Consider the following 21,038-nt stretch of genomic DNA (forward strand, 5'->3'; position numbering starts at 1 on the left):
CTATACACCCCCTGCTGCTAATTTCATTTTGACAATCTCCTGACAAATGGCATCACCCATTTGCGCTGTTGACGCCTGTCCACCAATATCAGCCGTTTTCACAATTCCCTCTCGTAGCACCGCCTCAATCGCATGGACTATGAGCTCCTCTAAATCAGGTCTTCCAATATGTCCAAGCAATAAAGCGAGTGACCAAATTTGAGCGATTGGATTTGCAATTCCCTTTCCTGCAATATCTGGCGCTGAACCATGCACAGGCTCAAACATAGAGGGGAATTCCTTTTCTGGATTCAAATTGGCTGATGGTGATAATCCTAGACCGCCGACAATAGCTGACCCTAAATCAGATAAAATATCCCCGAATAAATTGGAGGCAACAATAACTTGAAAATTCTGTGGTCGCTCCACAAAGTAAGCTACTAATGCGTCGATATAAATAGATTCTAGTTCTAGCGTTGGTAAATTTCGGGCAAGAATTCTTTTCGTATGCTCATCCCAGAACTTCATCGAATGGATAATCGCATTCGATTTTGTTGCACTCGTAATTTTTGTTTTGCCATATTTATAGGCATAATCACAGGCGGCTTGTACAATTTTTTCAATACCGATCCGTGTCATAATCGTATTTTGAATCGTCATTTCCTGTAGCTGATTATGATACATTCGTCCACCACTATCGGAATATTCCCCCTCCGCATTTTCTCGGAAGATAACGAAATCAACATCACTCTCGTTGGCAAGCGGTGAGGCTATGCCTGGTAGCGATTTAATTGGACGGAAATTCACATATTGCTGGAAGTTTTTTCGTATCGGCATAATTAATTCCCATACCGTAACGTCGTCTGGAACGCGAGCATCTCCAATAGCTCCGAATAATATCGCATCAAACTCTTTTAAAATGTCTAGTGCATTTTCAGGCATCATACGACCGTGCTTGAGATAATAATCGGAGCTCCAAGGAAAAATGGTTGTTTCTATTTGGAAAGACGAATCATGTTCCTGAAGAAAATTTAGTACCTTTAGCGCTTCCTCCATAACTTCCTTTCCAATACCATCACCTGGAATGACTGCGATTTTTACGTGAGTCATTGTGTATCACCTGCTAAAAACTTAAGTGCTGCCAAACGATATATAGCTGTTGTTTCTGCCAATTCTTCGATATCGACATATTCGTCAATTTGATGGGGAATATCACGATCACCTGCACCAATCGTCACAATTGGGACACCGTGCACATGAAGGAATGTTCCATCTGTAGCCCCTGGGACACCGTTATATTTTGGTTCTTTCTCCGTTACTTCAGCAACTGCCTCATAAATGGCTTGTACTACAGGTTCCTCCTTTGCAGTAGCTGTGGCTGGTCGGTTGTCAAGCACCGTTAGTTCTACCTTAAAATCAGGGTCATCTGCTTGCAGACGTTTAATAATCGCATCAATTTTGCCGAGAAGCTCATCATGATCCTGAGCAGGTACTGTACGAATATCAAGCGTCGTCATACAATGATCAGGAATCACATTAATTTGTGCATCCCCTTTGACTGGTGCTCGCAAAATAGTCGGTGTAATAGATGGCCAATTAAGCATTGGATCTCGTCCCAAACGTGCTTGCTCTTCTTTTTCTAATTTTTCTAGCTCCACGATAAAACGTGCCATACGCCAGTTCGGGTTAATGCCGCTCCAAGAAATTGCACCGTGCGCCATCTTACCAAAAATATCTACCTTCAAACGTATCGCTCCACGCTGCGCAATACTGACATTATTTTCCTGCGGTTCGCATATAATGGCCCCATCTACACCATCTGCCCAACCATTTTTTATAAAATGTTTAATGCCAAGCATCAATCCTTCTTCATCACAAGGAATACATAAAATAATCTTGCCTGTAAATTCCTCCTGATCCAGTAATAACGACTGGCAAGCTGTAATCATACATGCAAGATTTCCTTTTGTATCATTTGTACCACGGCCATACATTCGACCATCAATAATTTCTGCACCGAATGGATCGTACGTCCATGCTTCACGATTACCTTCAGTCACAACATCTGTATGTCCTTCAAAGAGTAGCGTTTTCCCTGGTTTACCCGAATCAATAATTCCAACCACATTCGGTCTGCCTGGCACAACTTCCTCTACATATGTTTCAATCCCGATATCACGTAAATATTGAGCAACAAAATTTGCCACTTCTTGTTCATTGCCATTTGGATCATTTTCTCGATAAACACTCTCAATACGAACTAGCTTTTGAGTAAGCTCAATAACTACTTCTCGGTCACGCAAATAAGATTCTGTTGTCTTTAAATTTATTACTGTCATCTAAAGGCCCCCTTATTTTATAGAATATTCTGAATTCGGATTATTTTAACATTGTCCTTTTAGATAAGCATTAGACAATTTGTTAATAAAACATATAATGCTATTAACATTTTGTTTAGTAGTAAAAAGTTAGAAAAGAACAAAACAATCTATTTTATGTTAATTTTCGATAAAAAAAGATTGAATCATTACCAAAATGTGGGTTTGATTTCCGTTCCGATTGGGCGCTTTCAAAAAAATTTGCTGAATGAAGATAAAAAACCAGCATCTAATTTGAATAGCTCAAATAAATGCTGGTTTTTTCATTTTATTGCTTGCGTGATTCTGTCATTTGCTTCCAAACAGAGCCTTTTGCTTCTTCACCCTGTTCGATGCGGGCAACCGCCATTTTTACTTGTAGTTTCACTTCGAATTCTTTATCTTCTTCGGCAGCCTTTAATGCCACTAATGACTTTTCAGTACCGACTTCATATAAGTACATAGCTGCACGCCATCGAACAAGCTTATTTTTATCCTGTAATGCTCGCTGCATCGCATCTTCAAATTCCACTAAGCCAAGGTCACTCATACAATCGCCAGCAGTTCGTCGTACAGCTGCACTTTTGTCTTGTAATGCCTTTTCTAAATAGGGAACAACTGCAACATCTTCAATCATTCCTAAATACACTGTTGCCAGGCGACGGATGGACATTTGTTCATCTTGTAACGCTAAATCTAAAAGTGGTAAATCATCTAGTTCTGGATCCGCCATTTGGTCAAGTAATTGGAAACGCTTTTCCCATTCAGGTTGTGTGAACTGTTCAACAGTCACTTTTAGCTTAGCAGGTTTCACTATTGTTTTCTCAGAATCATTAGTCGTTGAGACAATTTCTGCTAAACGCTCCTCAGAATATGTCACATTGATTTCCTGCTTCACTGCTTCCGCAATTTCCACGAGCTCTCCATAACGAACGCCATAGTCAATCCACTTACGTTGGAAAATATAATTTTCATCAACTGTTGTATCAATAATTTTATTGAAAGCCTCCACAAATTGCTCGCCACAGCTCACACGGTGCTCACGTTGATTATCAAATACTTTTACTTGTAGTGGCACCTGCTTATAAAACTGCACATGAACGTACACTTCACCATAAAATTCACTGGCTACTTGCGTTTCATTTTCTTCTTGTACTTCTTCACCTAACACTTGACGAATACTTGCTAAAATACCTTCCCATGCATACTTTGCGTTACGCTCTACAGCGAAGAAATCTGCTACATGATAAACTCCCTTGACACCTTCAATTGCTAAAATCGCAGCAGCTTCACCAGTTGCTTGATCTTTATTATCCTTTGTAAAATTATAGCTTTTGCCAAATGGTAACTCTGTATCAACGACAATTTTCATTGAATTAGGACTTGGTGTCGGTTCAATTGTAATAATCTTCACGCATATCGCTCCTTATCCGTTTACAATTTCATCTAAATACGACCATCTTTCAATTAGATGTTCATAATGTGCATTCAGCTCATCAAGCTTCGCCGTTAATTCCTGTAATTTTGTAAAATCAGCACCCGCGTGAGCAATACCTTCTTCTGTCTCCGTAATTGCTGTCTCTGTCTTTTCTATTTCATCAGCAATTGTTTCCCATTCTTTTTGCTCTTTAAAGGATAATTTTTTCTTGTCTGACTTAGGCTTTTCGGTTTTCGGTTTTTCTACCTTTGGCGCCTCTACCTTTACAGCAGCTTCCTGTTCACGCTTTTGTAAATACTCACTGTAAATATCAAGTGTCTCCTCAACATGTCCAAGACCATCTAAAATCCATAGTTTTTTCGCAATACGATCTAGGAAAAAGCGATCGTGGGAAATAGTCATAACGACTCCAGGGAAATGCTCAATGAAATCTTCTAGCACACCTAGTGTTTCAATATCCAAATCATTCGTAGGCTCATCTAGTAACAATACGTTTGGTTGCTCCATTAATAAACGTAATAAATGTAGACGTTTACGCTCGCCACCCGATAATTTACCGATCGGTGTACCATGCCCATGAAGCGGGAATAAGAAACGCTCCAGCATTTGAGCCGCCGAATAGCGCACACCCTCTGCATCTGTTATATCATTTGAAGCTTCTCGAATATATTCAATCATACGCTCATTTTCATTCATTTTCGGTAATGTTTGTTTGAAATGCGCTAACTTCACTGTCGAGCCAACATGAATTTCACCTATATCCGGTGTAAGTTCACCTGCTAGCATGTTCAATAATGTTGATTTTCCTACACCATTAGCTCCGATAATACCAATACGGTCTCCCTGTTGTAGTAAAAATGAAAAGTCTTCAAGGATTTTTTGTTGGCCAAAAGCCTTTGAAATATTTTCTGCCTCTAAAACCTTTCGACCGAGACGCGTTGTAGCTAGCCCCATTTCAAGCGAAACATCCTCTGAATTACGCTCCAAGCCTTCCTCTAACTGTTCGAAGCGTTGAATACGTGCCTTTTGCTTCGTCGAACGCGCCTTCGCACCACGACGAATCCATTTTAACTCTGAGCGATAGCGGTTGCGGTCTTTTTGTGCAGAGGCTGCTCTCATTTCCTCACGAATCGCACGTGCTTCTAAATAATCTCCATAATTCCCTGTATGTCGATACAATGTTTGGTCAGCTAGCTCATAAATATGAGTAGATAATTCATCTAGGAAATAACGATCATGGGTAATAAATATGACTGCTCCCTTTAATCGTAACACCATTTCTTGCAACCACTCAGTTGACTGCACGTCTAAATGGTTGGTCGGCTCGTCCAATAAATAAAGATCTGCTGGCTCTATTAATACTTTAGCTAATGCGACGCGCTTTTGTTGACCACCTGACAGTGTTAATACTTCTTTATCAAACATTTCAATGCCAAGCTTCGTAAGTGCTGTCTTAGCAAGTGCATTTACATCCCATGCCTGCTCCTCATCCATGCGATGCTGTATGCTAAATAACGTTTTTTGTAAACTTTCTGAAGTTGGATTTAATGCAAGTGCAGCAACCGTTTCCTCATATTCACGATTAAGTTTTAAAATCGGTGAATCCCCTGCAAACACTGCCTGTAACACAGTTTCTCCGCTTTCAAAAGTAGGCTCCTGTGGTAAATATGCTACACGGTATTTATTTGGGCGGTCAACATTCATTGAATCCGCTTCGATTTCACCTGCTAAAATAGAAAGCAGCGTTGATTTACCAGTACCATTAATACCAATTAGCCCCGCACGCTCTCCCTCATAAATGGTAAATTCAATATTTTGAAAGAGCGTTTTATCGCCCACTGTTTTCGTTAAATTTTGTACAATTAAATGACTCATTACACTTGTCCATCTCTTTCATTTAGGTGTTGTTAGTGTCCGTACTACTTTTAATATGTAGTTTATTATTGATATCCATTTTTATCATAACATCAAATGACAGGTAAACAAAGGACAACAAACCGAGCTTCCCTATCAAAAAATACGCTCTCCCCCATTAACTTGCTGCCTTTATCCATTGGAGAACAGAAGAAATAGATATATATTATATAGGCTCTTCACCAAAATCTGTACTTGACAGCACATTCCACTACAGGCGGACGCTTTCCTGGGGGCGAACCTTGAGCCTCCTCGTCGCTTACGCTCCTGCGGGGTCTCAAGCTGTTCACTAATCCCCAAGGAGTCGCCGCCTTCCGTTCCATGTGCTAATTTCGTTTTTAAAACCAAGTACATGTTTCGGTGATGACCCATTATATAAGCAGCTTTAATAGCTACTAAACAAAACATGGAACAACCACTTAGTGAAGACTATCCATTCTGATTGAAATAATATCCGAAGAGGAGGTAAAAAATTTTTAAAGGTGTCGAGTACAAAGAAAGACAATATGAAGAAAGGTATAAGCTCGCTATTAATCCAGCGGCGCTTATACCTTTTTATCTTGTTGAAAGAAGTTAAAGTTTTAAAGATTGCATTTACAGTTACTTAGAATTGAAAAGTACATTTATTTTCCTATTTCATTTTTTAATTGCTCTAAAAACTGTACCATAAATTGATGGCGTTCTTTAGCCATTTGCTTGCCTTTCTCTGTTACCATTAAATCCTTTAATAATAAAAGCTTCTCATAAAAGTGTGTGACAGAGGCCGTATTTTTTTTGCGATATGCCTCCTCTGTCATATTCATACGTGCTTCTTCCGTTTCATCGTAAAGCTTTCGACCTTTCGCACCGCCATAAGCAAATGTGCGTGCAATACCAATCGCTCCTATAGCATCTAAGCGATCTGCATCTCTTACTATTTTTGCTTCAAGAGAAGTTACCTCTAGCTCATTACCACCATTAAACGATACTTGTGCAATGCAATCTCGAATATGTTGCTTTTTCTCCTCGTTTAAAGACAGCTCAGCAATTAACTTATTTTCTTGCTCTTTACTATCGGTATACTTTTTATCACTTACATCATGCAAAAGCACAGCAATTTTCACGACCTCTGCATCAGCTTTTGGCTCTGTATGTAAAATCGCTAATGCATTTTGATAGACACGTTCAATATGTTGAAAATCATGACTAGCATCAAACTGTTCATAAATCCCACGTACTTTATTCATTAAATTGTTCATATTTTTAATTCAGTCCTTTCCTTTATGATTATACTGTATAGCTTAGAGGAGTTGGTAGCTAAGTACCTTTCTTTTAGATTTAAAATTAAAATTAAAATTAAAATAATATGCATATTTCAATTGACTAATTTTTCAGAATATTGTAAGATGAACATACAGAACAGCTAATTATGTTCTGTAAGCTCACTATTTCATTAGTGTACAATAACTATGCTTTGACAGATTAAACAACTTCAGCGGGCTTACAATTGAATATTTTGTTGAAAGATGATGTTCGTATAATGTAAATCCATCATCTAAGAAAACAAATAAAAGTGAACACTTTCCCTTAGTAAATTCTTTGTTTTAACCCGCATAGTAAATGTACATGATGAGATGAGTGAACAAACAGTTAGCCTGTTTTCACGACCAAAAATGCTTTGACCAACTGTTGCAAGCGTGTCATTTTTTATCATTAATTGATGTTACCTTCTTCTATTACTTTGAGTATAATGTGAACGTAACTCCTCCCATTAATGGCAAAGAGAACACCAATTTGCTAACATAGTGCGAAAAGCTGAATCATCAGAGTCGTGCTAACAAAACTAGATCATTCTTTTTTAGGCAACATTTTTTCCGAATTTCATTTAAGCCGTAAATGAAGTAATAAGTTATGAAGGAAGTAGGAACGATCGTTATGTTATGTAATACCCACCCGCTGAAGAAACAATAAAAGCTGCCCATTTACTATATGTAGATGATGGCAGCTTTTATTGTTTCTTCAATTTCCATTTTAAAGACATTTATCCTATCTCACTTTTCTCTGCTTCTTTTTTTCACATGTTCCTTAGAAGACCATGATCTATTCGCCTGGAAGTTAATAACTCTTATTGATAATAAGTTTGTTAATTAAAGCAAATTCTCCCGCCCTGCAAAATTAACACACATTGTCGTACAATTGTTGCTCATACCACTCTTCATTTCACGCCTTAGCTCTTCTCAGAAATTATAGCTTCGTTAACCCTAACGTTGTTGATCGTCATTATTTTGGATTAGCCCTTTCTTAATTTCTTCAATACGCTCCATAGATAAGCCTGTTATTTTACTAATAAAATCAATATCCATATTATTCACTAAAAGATTGTTGGCCATTTCTTCTTTTGCTTCATTCTTCCCTTCTTCTATACCCATTTGCTCTACCATATGCTTCACATCCTCTAGCTTCGCCGCTTCATCGAGGATATACTTTAAGCGTGATAGATAGGCAATTTCTTCTTCCTGTGATAAATTTAGCTCTCCCCAGACATTGATAGCCTTGTTAACCTTATCGCTGTTGATCGTCATTATTTTGGATTAGCCCTTCCTTAATTTCTTCAATATGCTCTATAGATAAGCCTGTTATTTTACTAATAAAATCAATATCCATATTATTCACTAAAAGTTTGTTGGCAATTTCTTCTTTTGCTTCATTCTTCCCTTCTTTTTTCCCTTCTTCTATACCCTTTTGCATACCTTTTTGCATACCTTTTTGCATACCCTGTTGCTCTGCCATATGCTTCACATCCTCTAGCTTCGCCTCTTCATCAAGGATATACTTTAAGCGTGATTGATAGGCAATAACATCCTCCTGTGATAAACTTAGCTCTTCCCAGACATTGAATGCCTGTAATAGATGTTCGTCCTTCATCGCTAGTTCCTCCAATTCATGATAAATTTTTTCATAAACCTTTTTCTTTCGTGCATCGACCATTCCTAATAACAATAACCAACGTGCTAAAATATCATCCAGTGGCTTAAGAACTCCCCTATGCCATTGTTCAAGGAATTTATTCATTTCAATAAAGTGCACTTCCAAAGCATCATCCTGTATAACTAATCGCTTTAATGTTTTATCCTCATATAAATGGAAGGTACTGTGATAATATGCACTTTGAGGAAATACGGTGAAATTACATATATTAATGGTAATAGTCGGTAGCAATTTATGATAACCCATACCTTTTTGCAATTGTGATGTATATAGTTGAGCCCAGTAAAATAATGTACGCTTAAACATATCGTGCTGATTAGACAATTGAATTTCAATATTAATCATTTGCTGATCCTGCGTTTTCACCACAATATCTAATCTTGACTGCTTATCATCCTTATATTCGCCACCAAATTCTTGTTTTATAAAAGCCACTTCTTGGATGGTATTTCGACCAGTTCGATTTAAAAGCGCATTAAGAAAAACAATGGTCATATGTTTATTTTTTTCGCTACCAAACATTTGTTTAAATGCATAGTCTACTTTCAAATCCATCAATTTCGTTAGCGGAATTCTACGTAAAGCCTTTTCACTCACAACTATCACCCCATTCACTTAAAGTTTGGTCATAAATCTTCATATTTTATATTATTTTAACATGCTTCAATTGTAGGACCAACTTCAAGAAATAAAAAACAAGCCTTCTGTAGTTTATTAAAAATAATTCTAATAGCCCTAATACATGACCATCGTTATCCATGTTAATACACAATGCTGCTGTTGAGGTATTATAGGAACGAATGTTATGTAATCCCCCTGCCGAAGAGACTGTAAAAGCTGCCCATCTATTCATGCAGATTCAAAAAACTAATTCCAGTTGGATATCCACGGCAGGTACTTTCAATAAAACTCATTGTATTGTTCTTCCTTTTTCTTTATAAGAGCATAAAAATAGACTCTGGCTATTCACCACAGTCCTAAAACGAAAGAGCTTGCAACTAACTTAAAATCGATAGCAGTTCTCTCAATCAACTAAAGGGCCAGCATAATAAGAAATGACAGCTCATATCTTCAGTATGAGAGGATGATTATGTGAAAGACCTATTAGAAAACGTATATCAATTATCTATAGCAGTCCTACTTTTATGTTCTGTTATTTCCGTTAGACTTCTAAAAAATTTAAAGCGTGAAAGAAAACTTTCTTACTTTGAATATACAATGTATTTAATCATTCGAATTGCGATTTTTTTATGGTTAGCTAGTTTTCTACTTATTCATTATGGTGCATAATTTACTTGACCATCTTCGTAATATCAACACCCTTGAGTAAAAAGGCAATTTTTTATCATTTGGAAATCACCAAACGATATGATGATGAGCCTAAAAGCTTTCTTTTATAACTTAAAGAAGCAACTGAAACTGTAGACAAAAGGTTTTTGAAGAAAATTATTAAGATTCACAGCTACTAATAGCTGAATTCTTTATTTCCAAAGAAGCAAAAAAATGTCGACAAAGTCTAAAAACGGCTTTGTCGACACTATAAAAGAGGCATCCTCATATAAGGATGCCTCTTTCTTATGGTTACATCATTAAAATTAAAGTTTTACGATGTTTGTAGCTTGTGGTCCACGTGGGCCTTCTTCTACTGAGAATTCAACTTTTTGACCTTCTTCAAGAGTTTTGAAGCCGTCACCTTGGATAGCTGAGAAGTGAGCGAATACGTCGTTTCCGCCTTCTACTTCGATGAATCCAAAACCTTTTTCTGAGTTAAACCATTTTACTGTACCTTGTGTCATTTTAATGACCTCCATTAATTGTATTAAATAAATATCATTTTTATAAGAAAAAAAATTCACATATTACAAAAAGCATCTAATAAAACACGATTACTCTTTGTAATATGTGAATTCATTGTTTTCTTTGTAAACGATTTTATTACATTCATTTTATAATATAAAATTATAAATGTCTAGTACAAAAGTGAATTTTTTTAAAAATAATGTGCTACAGTGGGAGAATTCCGCTAAAATAAGCTAAAAGCTGCCCTTTCTCAGATAAAAAGAGCAGCTTTCATACATTTATTTTCAATATCTTCTATTGATTAATGATAAATTCAAACTCTATTTAGAACAATCCTACCGCATGTCCTTCATGATCAACATCCATACGCAATGCTGCTGGTGCTTTTGGTAAACCTGGCATCGTCATAATGTCACCAGTTAAGCAAACTAAGAAGCCAGCACCTAGTTTTGGAATGACTTCACGGATTGTGATTGTAAATCCTTCAGGACGACCAAGTAAACTTGGTTGGTCAGATAACGAATATTGCGTTTTGGCCATACAAATCGGCATAGAGTCCCAGCCGAATTTTTCGATTTGAGCGATTTGCTTTTTCGCTTGGTCGGTAAATTGAACATCTTTCCCACCATACACTTTTTGCACGATCGTACGTACCTTTTCTTCAATGGATTCTGTTACTTCATATAATGGTAAGAAATTATTTTCTTCCTCAAGTACAGTTAGCACCTGTTCTGCTAGGGCTAGGCCACCTTTTCCGCCTTCTTCCCAGACATTTGTACGAGCAATACGTACATGTTTCTCTTGACACCAGTTTAATACTGCTTCAAGTTCAGCCTCTGTATCTGTAATAAAGCGATTTAACGCGATAATTGGTTCAACCCCAAATGTACGAACTGTTTCAACGTGCTTCTCTAGGTTTTCAATTCCTTGTAAAAGTGCATCTACATTTTCGCCAACTAGTGCTGTTTTCGCTACACCGCCATGCATTTTTAATGCACGAATTGTTGCGACGATCACAACTGCACTAGGTTTAAAGCCTGCTTTGCGAGCTTTAATATTCATGAACTTTTCAGCACCTAAATCGGAACCGAAGCCCGCTTCTGTTACAACGATATCCGCAAGCTTACGTGCTGTTTGTGTTGCCATAATCGAGTTACAGCCATGTGCGATATTAGCAAATGGGCCGCCATGAATAATAGCAGGTGTCCCTTCAAGTGTTTGTACTAAATTTGGTTTGAAGGCATCTTTTAATAATAATGTTAATGCTCCCTCTACTTGAAGATCACGTACGAATACAGGCTCACGATCAAATGTATAACCGAACACAATGTTTGCTATACGTTCACGTAAATCATCAATGCTTGTCGCTAAACAGAAGACTGCCATTATTTCTGATGCAACAGTAATGTCAAAGCCGTCCTCGCGTGGCATCCCTTGAACAGGACCACCGAGACCCACAACTACTTTACGAAGAGCACGATCATTTAAGTCCATTACACGCTTCCAAATAATACGACGAGGGTCAATGTTTAAAGCATTTCCTTGGTGGATATGATTATCAATAAAGGCTGATAATGCATTATTCGCCGTCGTAATTGCATGAAGATCTCCAGTGAAATGCAAATTAATATCTTCCATTGGTACAACTTGTGCATATCCACCACCAGTTGCGCCACCTTTTACACCCATTACAGGACCAAGTGACGGCTCACGTAAAGCTACAACAACATTTTTATTACATTGATGAAGTGCATCAGCAAGTCCAACAGTTACAGTTGATTTCCCTTCACCTGCTGGAGTTGGGCTAATGGCTGTTACTAAGACAACCTTCGCATCATCACCACGTGCTGTTATTTTTGAAGGATCAATTTTCGCTTTGTAGCGACCATATTGTTCAAGTGCATCCTCTGAAATACCTGCAGCTTTTGCAATTTCGGTAATAGGCTTCATAACCGCTTGACTAGCAATTTCTAAATCTGTTAAAGGTTGATTTTTCGTTGTCATATGGAATACCTACTTTCTATGTTGTTAAATTCCATTATAGTCTTTATTGTACAAGAAATCATAATTAGTTATACAAGCATTTCGACAATCAATTGACAACTTTGCTCAATTCATGTATGTTCTAAGTGAAAATGCATTTTTTCACATTTTCTCAATACTATCACGACTTGATTGATTTAGTTTTACATTCAAGCGCAATGGAGGCGAATGCTTATGCAACAGGGAATCGTAAAGTGGTTCAATAATGAAAAAGGTTATGGCTTTATTGAATGTGATGATGGAGAAGATGTATTTGTACATTTTACGGGGATCCAAGAGGAAGGCTTCCGTACACTTGATGAAGGTCAAAAGGTAACATTTGATGTAGTGGAAGGAAATCGCGGACCACAGGCGTCAAATGTTGTGAAATTATAAGCGTAAAGGAGCTGTTCGATTGCTGAACGGCTCCTTTTTAAATATTTGATGTTTTGTTTTCTATTGACTACTACTAGCTAAAACTTCAACGATTGATCCAATAAAAAGCTCCTGGAAATACTATTGTTTCTTTTATTTTTTCAGGATCTTTAAGTGTCACCCCAAATGGTCCCTCACTTAAATGACCAAGTGCCATCGCAGTTGCAGCATCTTTTTCATAAAAATCTAAACGAATATTCGGAAAGCGCAAGGACATATACTGTGAATGTTGCTCAGGCTCTGGTAATTGCAATACCTCCTGCCATAATTTCACGGTAGCTCGCACATCCTTTACATAAAATTGCACCGATTCCATTGTGATCGATTGTTTTGGATGGATTGCTCCACTTGCCTGTAATTGTGCAAAACGGTCCTCATCATCAGCAGCCCACTCGATTAAAAAAGGAAAATCAATTGCCTGCTCTGACTTCCCAAAATGCAATAGCTTCCATTCTACGACGGAGCCATCTGGTCTTGTTCGACTGCAAGCATCAGGACCATACACCTCAAAACCAAGTGCACGCAAACGTTGTCCTTCTTCTTCAATATTTTTTGTACGTAATGCAATTCGTGAAAATCCATAATGCTCCTGCGCCCGCTTAAACGTATAGTGTAGGGAATAAGGCAATTCCGCTGCATTTTCAAATAAATTACGATCATAAATTGCTATTTGCTCAATATAGTTTAATCCAAAGTAGCTTAGCGCATTATATGTCCCCCACATTGTGTGTTGACCGCCGTTAACTGTATGGATATTACGTTTGTTTAAAAAAACCTTTACATTGTCTGGTGATTGAACTTGATGAACTAGATGGTCAAAATATAAAGTCATGACTACCCCCCTTTTTTCTCCCACTATTATATACTTTACCTGTTAGTTTTGTTGGTTTAAAATAAAATTAAGAATATTCAATTTGTTAAGAAGTTGCTATATTTTATGCTAACTATTTCAAGATGCTCAGCAAGGAAGTTAATATTTGCTGAGCATCAAATAAAAAAGTTTTTCATTTAGGTAAATCGATGTTATATTCACATAAAATAGGTTCATCACCATAACGTGTGGTTGATTTCCGTTCCGACTGGGCGCTTTGCCGCTGACGCTTCGCTTTCGCGCAGAGCAGAGCTTCCTGGGGGCGTCCGATGAGCCGCTTCACTCGCGTTGCTCGCTCCAGGGTCTCATTTGTGACGCTGATCCCCAAGGAGTCGCCCAGTCTCCACTCCAATCAACTTATATACAAGGCATACGTCTTAACAAATGTCACCCACAACTTTTGGTGATGAACCATAAAATAACAAGAGGTGATTAGAATGACAGACAAAGTAGCTGCTTTTAAACTAGCATTGGGTAATTATCCAACAGGCGTTACGGTTGTCACAGCTTGTAATGACGCTGATGAACCTATTGGCTTAACTGTCAATTCCTTTGCGTCAGTTTCCATAGATCCACTCCTTATTTTATGGTCGCTCGACAAAAAATCACAGCTTCATCCATATTTTACAGCAGCTAAAAAGTTCGCTGTGAATATTTTAGCGAGCAATCAAGAACATTTATGTACACTATTTTCAAGTAAAATCCCAGATCGTTTTGCTCAGGCAAAGTGGTCAACTTCCGTTCACGGTCTACCGATTTTACACGACACTGTAGCCACTTTACAATGCACAACCATTCAACAAATCGATGCTGGAGACCATACGATATTTATTGGGCAGGTCCTAGCCATTGATAATGCACAAAAAGAGCCCCTACTCTATCATCGTAGACATATTGGGGAGATCCCTAAAAGTTTTTATAGCTAGGATACTATCTCATAAGCAATTAGAATTGACTACATCTGAAAATAGGATGGTTCATCGTGATCCATCCTGTTTTTTGTATCATAAACAATTGCTGAAGATTGAGCCATATTATGAAACGCTATTAACGTCGATGTCTTAAAAGAAGAATGTTCAATTTTAACGGAAATACCGCACAGCAGGACCTCTACAATAATCAAGCACCTCTGGCTAACTTCTAAAAAAGCCACAAATAAGCAAAGAAAATAATCCCTGCTTTCTTTGTGGCCTTCAAATATCTAGCAAACTGACATCCTATTATTTACTTTTTCTGTGGAAATCTCTGCTTTTCAAGTCTGTTAATCTGAACAATGACACCGTCTTGAATCGTAATGTTCACTTCTCCATATTCTAAATTCTGAATGGCCTTTGCAATTGCCTCTAGCTTTTTGTCATCGATCTTTGCCTGTTGAGTCATCCGATACACCCCTTCTTTTTACATACTTTTTGTACATAAGAGGCCAACGCATCAAATTGATTTATAGCCCCCTTATCTCTCAGATCGCCCTGTTGGATTTGGCACCTACACTATTGGTTGCCGAGGCTTCATTGGGCCAAGTCCCTCCACCTCTCTCGATAAGAGTATTATGTTTCTTGGAAATAATTCTATAATTCAGAAAACCTCTTGTCAATATAAATATTACAATTCCTAGTCGAATACTTTGTAATTAAGTAAAAAGGATTATTTAAAGTTCGAATATTTTAGTTAAGACGTTTATTTTCCTTGAAGCTTACTATATACAAGTTATTTTATTCCGTATTAAAAAGTAGTATTACTCCCACCATTCACTTATTACAGAGTGAAATGCATTTTCAGAAAACCTAACGCATACAACTTCCATTTTGTGAATATTCACAAAACAAAATGAAAAACTGTGCAGATCTTTTTCTCTACACAGTTTTCACTTTACGTATTTTGTAAAAAATCCATTAATGCTGACGCCGTTTTTTGCTTGCCCATTACCTTTATTGGTTCGCCTTCAGCCGGTACAATCCAATGTGGCTCATCTCCACCATATAATGACTGCGAGCTATTTGCTACCATAAACTGAGCGTTAGCCGATTCCATCCGTAGACGTGCGCGGGACAGTAAAAATTCCTCATCATCTGTTGCCTCGAGTTTAAAGCCCACTAAAGTAACATTCGGTTGCCATTCTTTTATTTGACCTAATACTTTAGGCGCCTTTTTAAAGTGAATGATAGGTGGCTCGTCAGATGGCATTTTACCTGCTTCCTCCATTAAATTTCCGGATTGGTCATATACTTTATCAATGAGCCAATCTGAGCCAGCTGCCGCCATAATAACGATATCCACCTGTTCTTGCTGAACAGACTGTCGAACTTTCTCGCCTAAATCCTCTATACCTTCAAATCGAATGGTACGCATTTTATCTTTATTTATCGGCAGTTGTGCGAAATAACCATGCAAATATAAGACGTTAGCTCCAGCCGCTAGTGCCGCCTCAGCTAAATAACAGCCCATCGACCCTTTTGATAAATTCGTATGCCCTCGCACACGATCCCATTTTTCAAGCGTTCCCCCACTTGTAATGAGTACGGTCTTACCTCGTAATGTCCCCATACACTCACCTTTTTTCTAAAAAATATACAAATACTATTTTAACTTAAGGATATGTAAAGCTTCAATGTTGTTTTTATAGGGCGTGTTGCTCTTCTCTATAATTTACCTCAAGATTTATGGATCATCACCATAACGTGTGGTTGATTTCCGTTCCGACTGGCCACAACTTTCAGTGATGAGCTAAAATCATTCCAAATTTTGTTCTTTCAACCAGTTTCTTAATATTTCCGCAAATTTTTTGGTCACTGGTGATGCCTGGTGTTTCATTGCTATTCCAATTGTACGATAGCCACCTTGTTTTAAAGGTATGGCTTTTATCGTAGTAGGCAAGTTATTCGTAACTAATTTCGGTAAAATACTAATGCCAAGCTGGTGAGAAATCATCGAAATGATCCCTACCTCTTCTGATAGTTCAAAACGAATATTTGGCTTTACGTGATATTGCTCTAAAAGTACTTTTACATCATTTGTCCCTTTATAAGAAGTCATGATAAATGGCATGTCTTCTAATTCCACTATATCAATTTCTGTTTTATCATAAAGTAGACTTTTATCAGAGACAATACACAACAATGGATCCTGCTGGAGTTCGATATATTGAAATTGCCCAGACTTTTGACCATTTAAAAATCCAGCATCAACCTCCCCACTCAGAAGCCATTGTTCAATTTCATAATAGTCTCCCTCTCGCAATTCGACTTGTATGCCAGGAAATTGATTGTCCATCATACGAACAATTTCAGGCATCCAGTTTGAGGAAATACTTGAGATGACACCAATTCGTACTTTTCCACGAGTAACACCAAGTATATGTGCAGCTTCCTGTTGTAGTAATTCCTCAGCATCAAGGACATGTCTCATTGCTCTTAACATTGTATCCCCTTCGCTCGTTAACGTGACACCCGCGCGGCTTCTATGAATGAGCGCAAAGCCGAACTCCTTTTCTAAACTCGAAACGGCATGGCTTACAGCGGATTGAGTTAAACCTAAAGCATCTGCTGCTTTTGTAAAGCTTGCTACCTCAGCCACTTTATTCAAAATCTCATATTTCACTAAACTCATTGCCTGTCCCTCTATATACATGAATTTTTTTAATACTAATCATTATAAACATTCGTTTTACTAATCACAATACAAGATATATAGTAATTTTTAGAATGAAAACTGTTTTAGTACACAGATTGTAGGTGAGCACAATGGGGATCCAGGGAAAAGCAAATTTATTGATGGTTATTGTGACAATGTTTTGGGGATTATCTTATACCTTTATGGTAATGGGACTTGAGACAATGGCAGTTTATAATGTGGTGGCATTGCGTTGTATCATCGCATTTTTGGCAGCAGGTATTATCTTTTATAAACGAATAATTAAGGTCGATGCAAAAACATTAAAATATGCAGCTATTCAAGGGTTTCTGTTATTCATTGTGTTCGCTCTTAGCTTAATCGGACTAGAAACAACTTCTGTATCTAATGCTGGATTTATTTTAAGTTTAACAGTTGTCCTAGTACCTATTTTCAGCAGTTTTATTGAAAAGAAATTACCTTCAAAATCAGTTAGTTTTGCGATAATTTGCACAATGATTGGTATTACAATTTTAACTACTCATGGCTCAGTTTCCTTTCAAAAAGGGGATATTGTAGTAGCCATCGCAGCACTATGTTATTCAATTTACTTATTATTAAATAGTTCATTTACAAAAAACGTTGAATCAATCTCCTATGGCATTTACCAGCTTGGTTTTGCAGGACTTTATGCACTTATCTTAACATTCATTTTTGAAACACCAACACTTCCAAGTACCACGACTGCATGGATTGCCATTATAGGGCTAGGTGTCATTTGTAGTGCATTTTGCTTCGTAGGGCAAACTGTTGCACAACAGTATACTTCTGCTACACATACAGGACTTATTTTTTCTTTAGAGCCGATTTTTGCAGCGATGTTTGCAATGATGTTTATCGGCGAAGGAATAACGATAAAATTATTAATTGGTGGTAGCTTTATTCTGATTGGTAACCTTGTTGCTCAATTAGAGCATCTTCATGTTTTACGCTTTATTAAAAAACAAGAACATGAGAAAGCTATTCATTAATATTGAATCCACACAATACAAAAAACCGAGTGATGCATGTACATTCACTCGGTTTTTTGTATTGTGTGGATATCTTCAAATTTGTTCTGCCTCATTCATACATACGCTCCTCGTAATGTTCAGGAGTTTCTACATTATCAATAGTAGATTCTAGTACAGTTTGACGTAGACTAAGCAGATAATGATTATCTTTCGAAATAGTTGATATCATCATAGACTCAATTAAATCCCACACTCAGTTAATAATACAATAGCACCTAGTTCTACGAGTTGAGCATAGTATGCTGTTTGTCCCTCAGTAAGATCAAATCTCTTTAATCCTTCTGTTACAGCTGATTCACCAGTAAACCATGATTTAAATTGATCCACCCAATTCCCTACCTCATGTGTTTTAACGTCAGTATCCCATTTTACATCCTCTAATTTGCTTGGATCCTTTGCAATAATGTGAATGTCCTCTATTTGAAATGCTTTTAATCGCATACTTTCTAAAATATGAAGCATTTCTTCTCTAGTATGGGCCACTTCAATTTGTGAGTTTTGTTCATTCATCATGTTCAATTCCTCCTAATTTATATGGCTTACTAGGTATTTACCCTACTTTTCAAGAAAAAAACATTTTGCTACCTATTCACGTCTTGTTACAATGGGTTGGTGTATTTATTAAATGAAAAAAAGAGGCGATGGTCACTTACTCAAAAGTGATCCATTGCCTCTTTTAATATTTACTTTTTGGTTATTAGCCACCTAGGAATGCTTTTAACATCCAAGTATGCTTTTCAAGGGACTGAAACATGGCATTAAGTAAATCCTCTGTACGGTCGTCTCCTTCTTCAGCCGCAAGCTCCATTGTTGAATTTAAAGCTTTCATTAGCTTTTGGAAATCTGAAATAGTTGTAACTACCATTTCCTCGGTTGTCTCATTTCCTGTCGCTTCCTCAACATATGATAGTTCAAGATGCTCTTTTAAAGTCGCTACAGGCCTGCCATCTTTCGAAAGAATGCGCTCTGCAATTTCATCTAGATTTAATGTTGTTTCATTATATAATTCTTCAAATTTTGCATGTAATGTAAAGAAGGCATTACCAGTTACATACCAATGATAATTGTGCAATTTTGTATAAAGTACCGAGCATGTAGCGACAAGTTTATTCAATTGTTTGTTTAAGTTTTGCGTCATTATTTCTCCTCCATTTATGTCACTTGTTCTATCCCTTAGTATGTGTAACAATGCATGTTGGCTATACGCACAGTTTTTTCATTAACAGGATTTAAGCTCCTTACGAATTTCTTGTACTTTTGCTACTGGAAGCTTTGCAACTTCAGCAATCCACTCATCTTCAGCACCGTTTTCAATCAAACCAATAATTATTTGTTTAATGCCTTGTTCGATACCTTGTTCGATACCTTGCTTAAAGCCTTCCTGTCTCTCTAATTCTAAAACACCAGCAAGTGTTGGTGGTAAATCCTCTTTATATAAACGCAAAATTTCTTCCTCCCCTGGAGCTTTTATAAATGGACATACATAAGCATTATTGGGATTTGTTGAATTGAATAGTGTCCAAAATTTTTTATCGTTCTACACAATTAATCTATTTACGTTCCATACGAATTTCCTTTATCTTTGCTACTGGAAGCTTTGCAACTTCAGCAATCCACTCATCTTCAACGCCTTTTTCAATCAAACCAATAATTATTTGTTTAGTGCCTTGCTCAATACCTTGCTCAATACCTTGCTCGATACCTTGCTCGATACCTTGCTCAAAGCCTTCCTGCCTCTCTAATTCTAAAACTCCAACAAGTGTAGGTGGTAAATCCTCTTTATATAAACGCAAAATTTCTTCCTCCCCTCTAATCTCAACTTTAACATCTTTTACAAGCTGCTCAGACATAGATTTCGGTAGTTTCATTAAGAAATCAATAAAGTAAAGTAGCGCTCTTATTTCTGTTCGTTCAATATTATTTAATAACCACACTTCTCTTAGGAGTGTTCTTTTATATGCACTACGTAAGCTCATTTTATTTTTAGTCCGATTCATATAAATAGAAGCTAGTAACGCTTTACTAAACAGCTTTGGTGATTTTTTCAATTCTTCTTCATCAAAATTTGACACGACAAACTTATTAAAAGTATATGTTATTTCAGTACCGTAATATTTATCATGATATCGATTCGTGCTTTTGGTACTCGTATCTGTAAAAATTGCAATTGCCACAATCTTTTTACCATATCGATCACTGATACGATAGAAATATTCAAACATACGCTTTGCAAAATGCACTTCATCTACAGCTTGTATTTCCGTATGGACAAGGATCCATTGCTCTTTCCCACTTTTTAGATGAACCTTCGCAATTTGATCAGCTACTTTGCGCCCTTGACGATGTTCAATAATTTCTTTGAAAAGCTCCTGTTGTAAAAACTCAACTTGCTTTGAAAAATCCACTTCTGCATGTAACTCTGGCAAAAAGAACAACAAAAAATCTTCAAACAAATCCGCAACTAACTTCTTCCATAGATCATCTTGATTCCCTTGGCTAACTTTATATACGTCTGGTTTCTCCCAAACTAACTGCATTATAACTTCATTCCTCCTTTCTTTAAATCCATTATA

The 21,038-nt window shown here is 37.2% G+C and carries 23 protein-coding genes and 1 riboswitch; of the genes, 4 read left to right on the forward strand and 19 right to left on the reverse strand.

The genetic code is table 11. The annotated features are described in order from the left end of the window. From ACVWXS_RS19855 to ACVWXS_RS19890, 8 genes are all read right to left on the reverse strand, one after another. Complete coding sequence (locus tag ACVWXS_RS19855; protein ID WP_456959844.1) at positions 1 to 1,089, reverse strand: tartrate dehydrogenase; 1,089 nt, start codon at positions 1,087 to 1,089, stop codon at positions 1 to 3. Continuing rightward, a complete protein-coding gene (locus ACVWXS_RS19860; RefSeq protein WP_223555055.1) occupies positions 1,086 to 2,318 on the reverse strand; it encodes a M20 family metallopeptidase in 1,233 nt (410 codons plus the stop codon). The genes ACVWXS_RS19855 and ACVWXS_RS19860 overlap by 4 nt, the downstream gene beginning before the upstream one ends. A gap of 307 nt (positions 2,319 to 2,625) precedes the next feature. Beyond that, positions 2,626 to 3,750, reverse strand: coding sequence for a conserved virulence factor C family protein (locus tag ACVWXS_RS19865; protein ID WP_456959845.1), 1,125 nt, complete (start codon positions 3,748 to 3,750; stop codon positions 2,626 to 2,628). A 12-nt stretch (positions 3,751 to 3,762) separates the two neighbouring features. Further along, on the reverse strand, positions 3,763 to 5,649 hold the full coding sequence (locus ACVWXS_RS19870) for an ABC-F family ATP-binding cassette domain-containing protein (RefSeq protein WP_456959846.1): 1,887 nt from the start codon (positions 5,647 to 5,649) through the stop codon (positions 3,763 to 3,765). Positions 5,650 to 5,820: 171 nt separating this feature from the next. Then, on the reverse strand, positions 5,821 to 6,036 hold the full coding sequence (locus ACVWXS_RS19875; protein WP_456959847.1) for a hypothetical protein: 216 nt from the start codon (positions 6,034 to 6,036) through the stop codon (positions 5,821 to 5,823). A 275-nt stretch (positions 6,037 to 6,311) separates the two neighbouring features. After that, positions 6,312 to 6,926 (reverse strand): HD domain-containing protein, encoded by a 615-nt coding sequence (locus tag ACVWXS_RS19880; protein ID WP_456959848.1) that lies wholly within the window; start codon positions 6,924 to 6,926, stop codon positions 6,312 to 6,314. Between the two features lie 1,002 nt (positions 6,927 to 7,928). Next, a complete protein-coding gene (locus tag ACVWXS_RS19885) occupies positions 7,929 to 8,249 on the reverse strand; it encodes a hypothetical protein (RefSeq protein ID WP_456959849.1) in 321 nt (106 codons plus the stop codon). Next, positions 8,230 to 9,252 (reverse strand): Rpn family recombination-promoting nuclease/putative transposase, encoded by a 1,023-nt coding sequence (locus ACVWXS_RS19890; protein ID WP_456959850.1) that lies wholly within the window; start codon positions 9,250 to 9,252, stop codon positions 8,230 to 8,232. Before ACVWXS_RS19890 ends, ACVWXS_RS19885 begins: the two co-directional genes overlap by 20 nt. Before the next feature lie 495 nt (positions 9,253 to 9,747). Between ACVWXS_RS19890 and ACVWXS_RS19895 the strand changes: the two genes are divergently transcribed. Continuing rightward, a complete protein-coding gene (locus ACVWXS_RS19895; RefSeq protein WP_456959851.1) occupies positions 9,748 to 9,945 on the forward strand; it encodes a hypothetical protein in 198 nt (65 codons plus the stop codon). Between the two features lie 305 nt (positions 9,946 to 10,250). Here the strand turns inward: ACVWXS_RS19895 and ACVWXS_RS19900 are convergent, their stop codons facing one another. Both ACVWXS_RS19900 and ACVWXS_RS19905 read right to left on the reverse strand, forming a co-directional pair. Beyond that, positions 10,251 to 10,451, reverse strand: coding sequence for a cold-shock protein (locus ACVWXS_RS19900; RefSeq protein WP_068982670.1), 201 nt, complete (start codon positions 10,449 to 10,451; stop codon positions 10,251 to 10,253). 328 nt (positions 10,452 to 10,779) lie between these two features. Further along, a complete protein-coding gene (locus ACVWXS_RS19905; protein WP_456959852.1) occupies positions 10,780 to 12,459 on the reverse strand; it encodes a formate--tetrahydrofolate ligase in 1,680 nt (559 codons plus the stop codon). Positions 12,460 to 12,672: 213 nt separating this feature from the next. Here ACVWXS_RS19905 and ACVWXS_RS19910 point away from each other — a divergent pair, with 213 nt between their 5' ends. Continuing rightward, on the forward strand, positions 12,673 to 12,873 hold the full coding sequence (locus tag ACVWXS_RS19910) for a cold-shock protein (RefSeq protein ID WP_068982672.1): 201 nt from the start codon (positions 12,673 to 12,675) through the stop codon (positions 12,871 to 12,873). Between the two features lie 85 nt (positions 12,874 to 12,958). Here ACVWXS_RS19910 and ACVWXS_RS19915 read toward each other — a convergent pair whose 3' ends face one another. Together ACVWXS_RS19915 and ACVWXS_RS19920 are read right to left on the reverse strand one after the other, a co-directional pair. After that, positions 12,959 to 13,744, reverse strand: coding sequence for a VOC family protein (locus ACVWXS_RS19915; protein ID WP_456959854.1), 786 nt, complete (start codon positions 13,742 to 13,744; stop codon positions 12,959 to 12,961). Between the two features lie 172 nt (positions 13,745 to 13,916). Beyond that, positions 13,917 to 14,135: a hypothetical protein gene (locus ACVWXS_RS19920; protein WP_456959856.1), complete on the reverse strand. Its 219-nt coding sequence runs from the start codon at positions 14,133 to 14,135 to the stop codon at positions 13,917 to 13,919. 85 nt (positions 14,136 to 14,220) lie between these two features. On the opposite strand from ACVWXS_RS19920, the gene ACVWXS_RS19925 reads away from it, so the two are divergent. Continuing rightward, positions 14,221 to 14,709, forward strand: coding sequence for a flavin reductase family protein (locus tag ACVWXS_RS19925; RefSeq protein ID WP_456959858.1), 489 nt, complete (start codon positions 14,221 to 14,223; stop codon positions 14,707 to 14,709). Positions 14,710 to 15,007: 298 nt separating this feature from the next. On the opposite strand, the gene ACVWXS_RS19930 is transcribed toward ACVWXS_RS19925, so the two are convergent. The 3 genes from ACVWXS_RS19930 to ACVWXS_RS19940 all read right to left on the reverse strand — a co-directional run bounded on the left by ACVWXS_RS19930 (position 15,008) and on the right by ACVWXS_RS19940 (position 17,389). Further along, on the reverse strand, positions 15,008 to 15,163 hold the full coding sequence (locus tag ACVWXS_RS19930) for a YezD family protein (protein ID WP_083226859.1): 156 nt from the start codon (positions 15,161 to 15,163) through the stop codon (positions 15,008 to 15,010). A gap of 69 nt (positions 15,164 to 15,232) precedes the next feature. Continuing rightward, positions 15,233 to 15,328: riboswitch (SAM riboswitch) on the reverse strand. Between the two features lie 324 nt (positions 15,329 to 15,652). Continuing rightward, positions 15,653 to 16,327: a phosphopantothenoylcysteine decarboxylase domain-containing protein gene (locus ACVWXS_RS19935; RefSeq protein ID WP_456959860.1), complete on the reverse strand. Its 675-nt coding sequence runs from the start codon at positions 16,325 to 16,327 to the stop codon at positions 15,653 to 15,655. 186 nt (positions 16,328 to 16,513) lie between these two features. Beyond that, positions 16,514 to 17,389, reverse strand: a complete 876-nt coding sequence (locus ACVWXS_RS19940; RefSeq protein WP_456959862.1) for a LysR family transcriptional regulator — start codon at positions 17,387 to 17,389, stop codon at positions 16,514 to 16,516. A gap of 134 nt (positions 17,390 to 17,523) precedes the next feature. Here ACVWXS_RS19940 and ACVWXS_RS19945 point away from each other — a divergent pair, with 134 nt between their 5' ends. Continuing rightward, positions 17,524 to 18,423, forward strand: coding sequence for a DMT family transporter (locus ACVWXS_RS19945; RefSeq protein WP_456959864.1), 900 nt, complete (start codon positions 17,524 to 17,526; stop codon positions 18,421 to 18,423). Between the two features lie 222 nt (positions 18,424 to 18,645). Here ACVWXS_RS19945 and ACVWXS_RS19950 read toward each other — a convergent pair whose 3' ends face one another. From ACVWXS_RS19950 to ACVWXS_RS19965, 4 genes are all read right to left on the reverse strand, one after another. Beyond that, entirely contained in the window at positions 18,646 to 18,978 is a 333-nt protein-coding gene (locus ACVWXS_RS19950) for a general stress protein (protein WP_456959866.1), read from the reverse strand. A gap of 184 nt (positions 18,979 to 19,162) precedes the next feature. Continuing rightward, positions 19,163 to 19,603 (reverse strand): Dps family protein, encoded by a 441-nt coding sequence (locus ACVWXS_RS19955; protein WP_068982679.1) that lies wholly within the window; start codon positions 19,601 to 19,603, stop codon positions 19,163 to 19,165. 81 nt (positions 19,604 to 19,684) lie between these two features. Continuing rightward, positions 19,685 to 19,909 carry a hypothetical protein gene (locus ACVWXS_RS19960; RefSeq protein ID WP_456959868.1) on the reverse strand — a complete coding sequence of 75 codons (225 nt, stop codon included), beginning with the start codon at positions 19,907 to 19,909 and terminating at the stop codon, positions 19,685 to 19,687. 106 nt (positions 19,910 to 20,015) lie between these two features. Then, positions 20,016 to 21,002: a hypothetical protein gene (locus ACVWXS_RS19965; protein ID WP_456959870.1), complete on the reverse strand. Its 987-nt coding sequence runs from the start codon at positions 21,000 to 21,002 to the stop codon at positions 20,016 to 20,018. Between the last annotated feature and the right edge of the window lie 36 nt (positions 21,003 to 21,038).

It is taken from the genome of Lysinibacillus sp. TE18511, assembly GCF_054062295.1.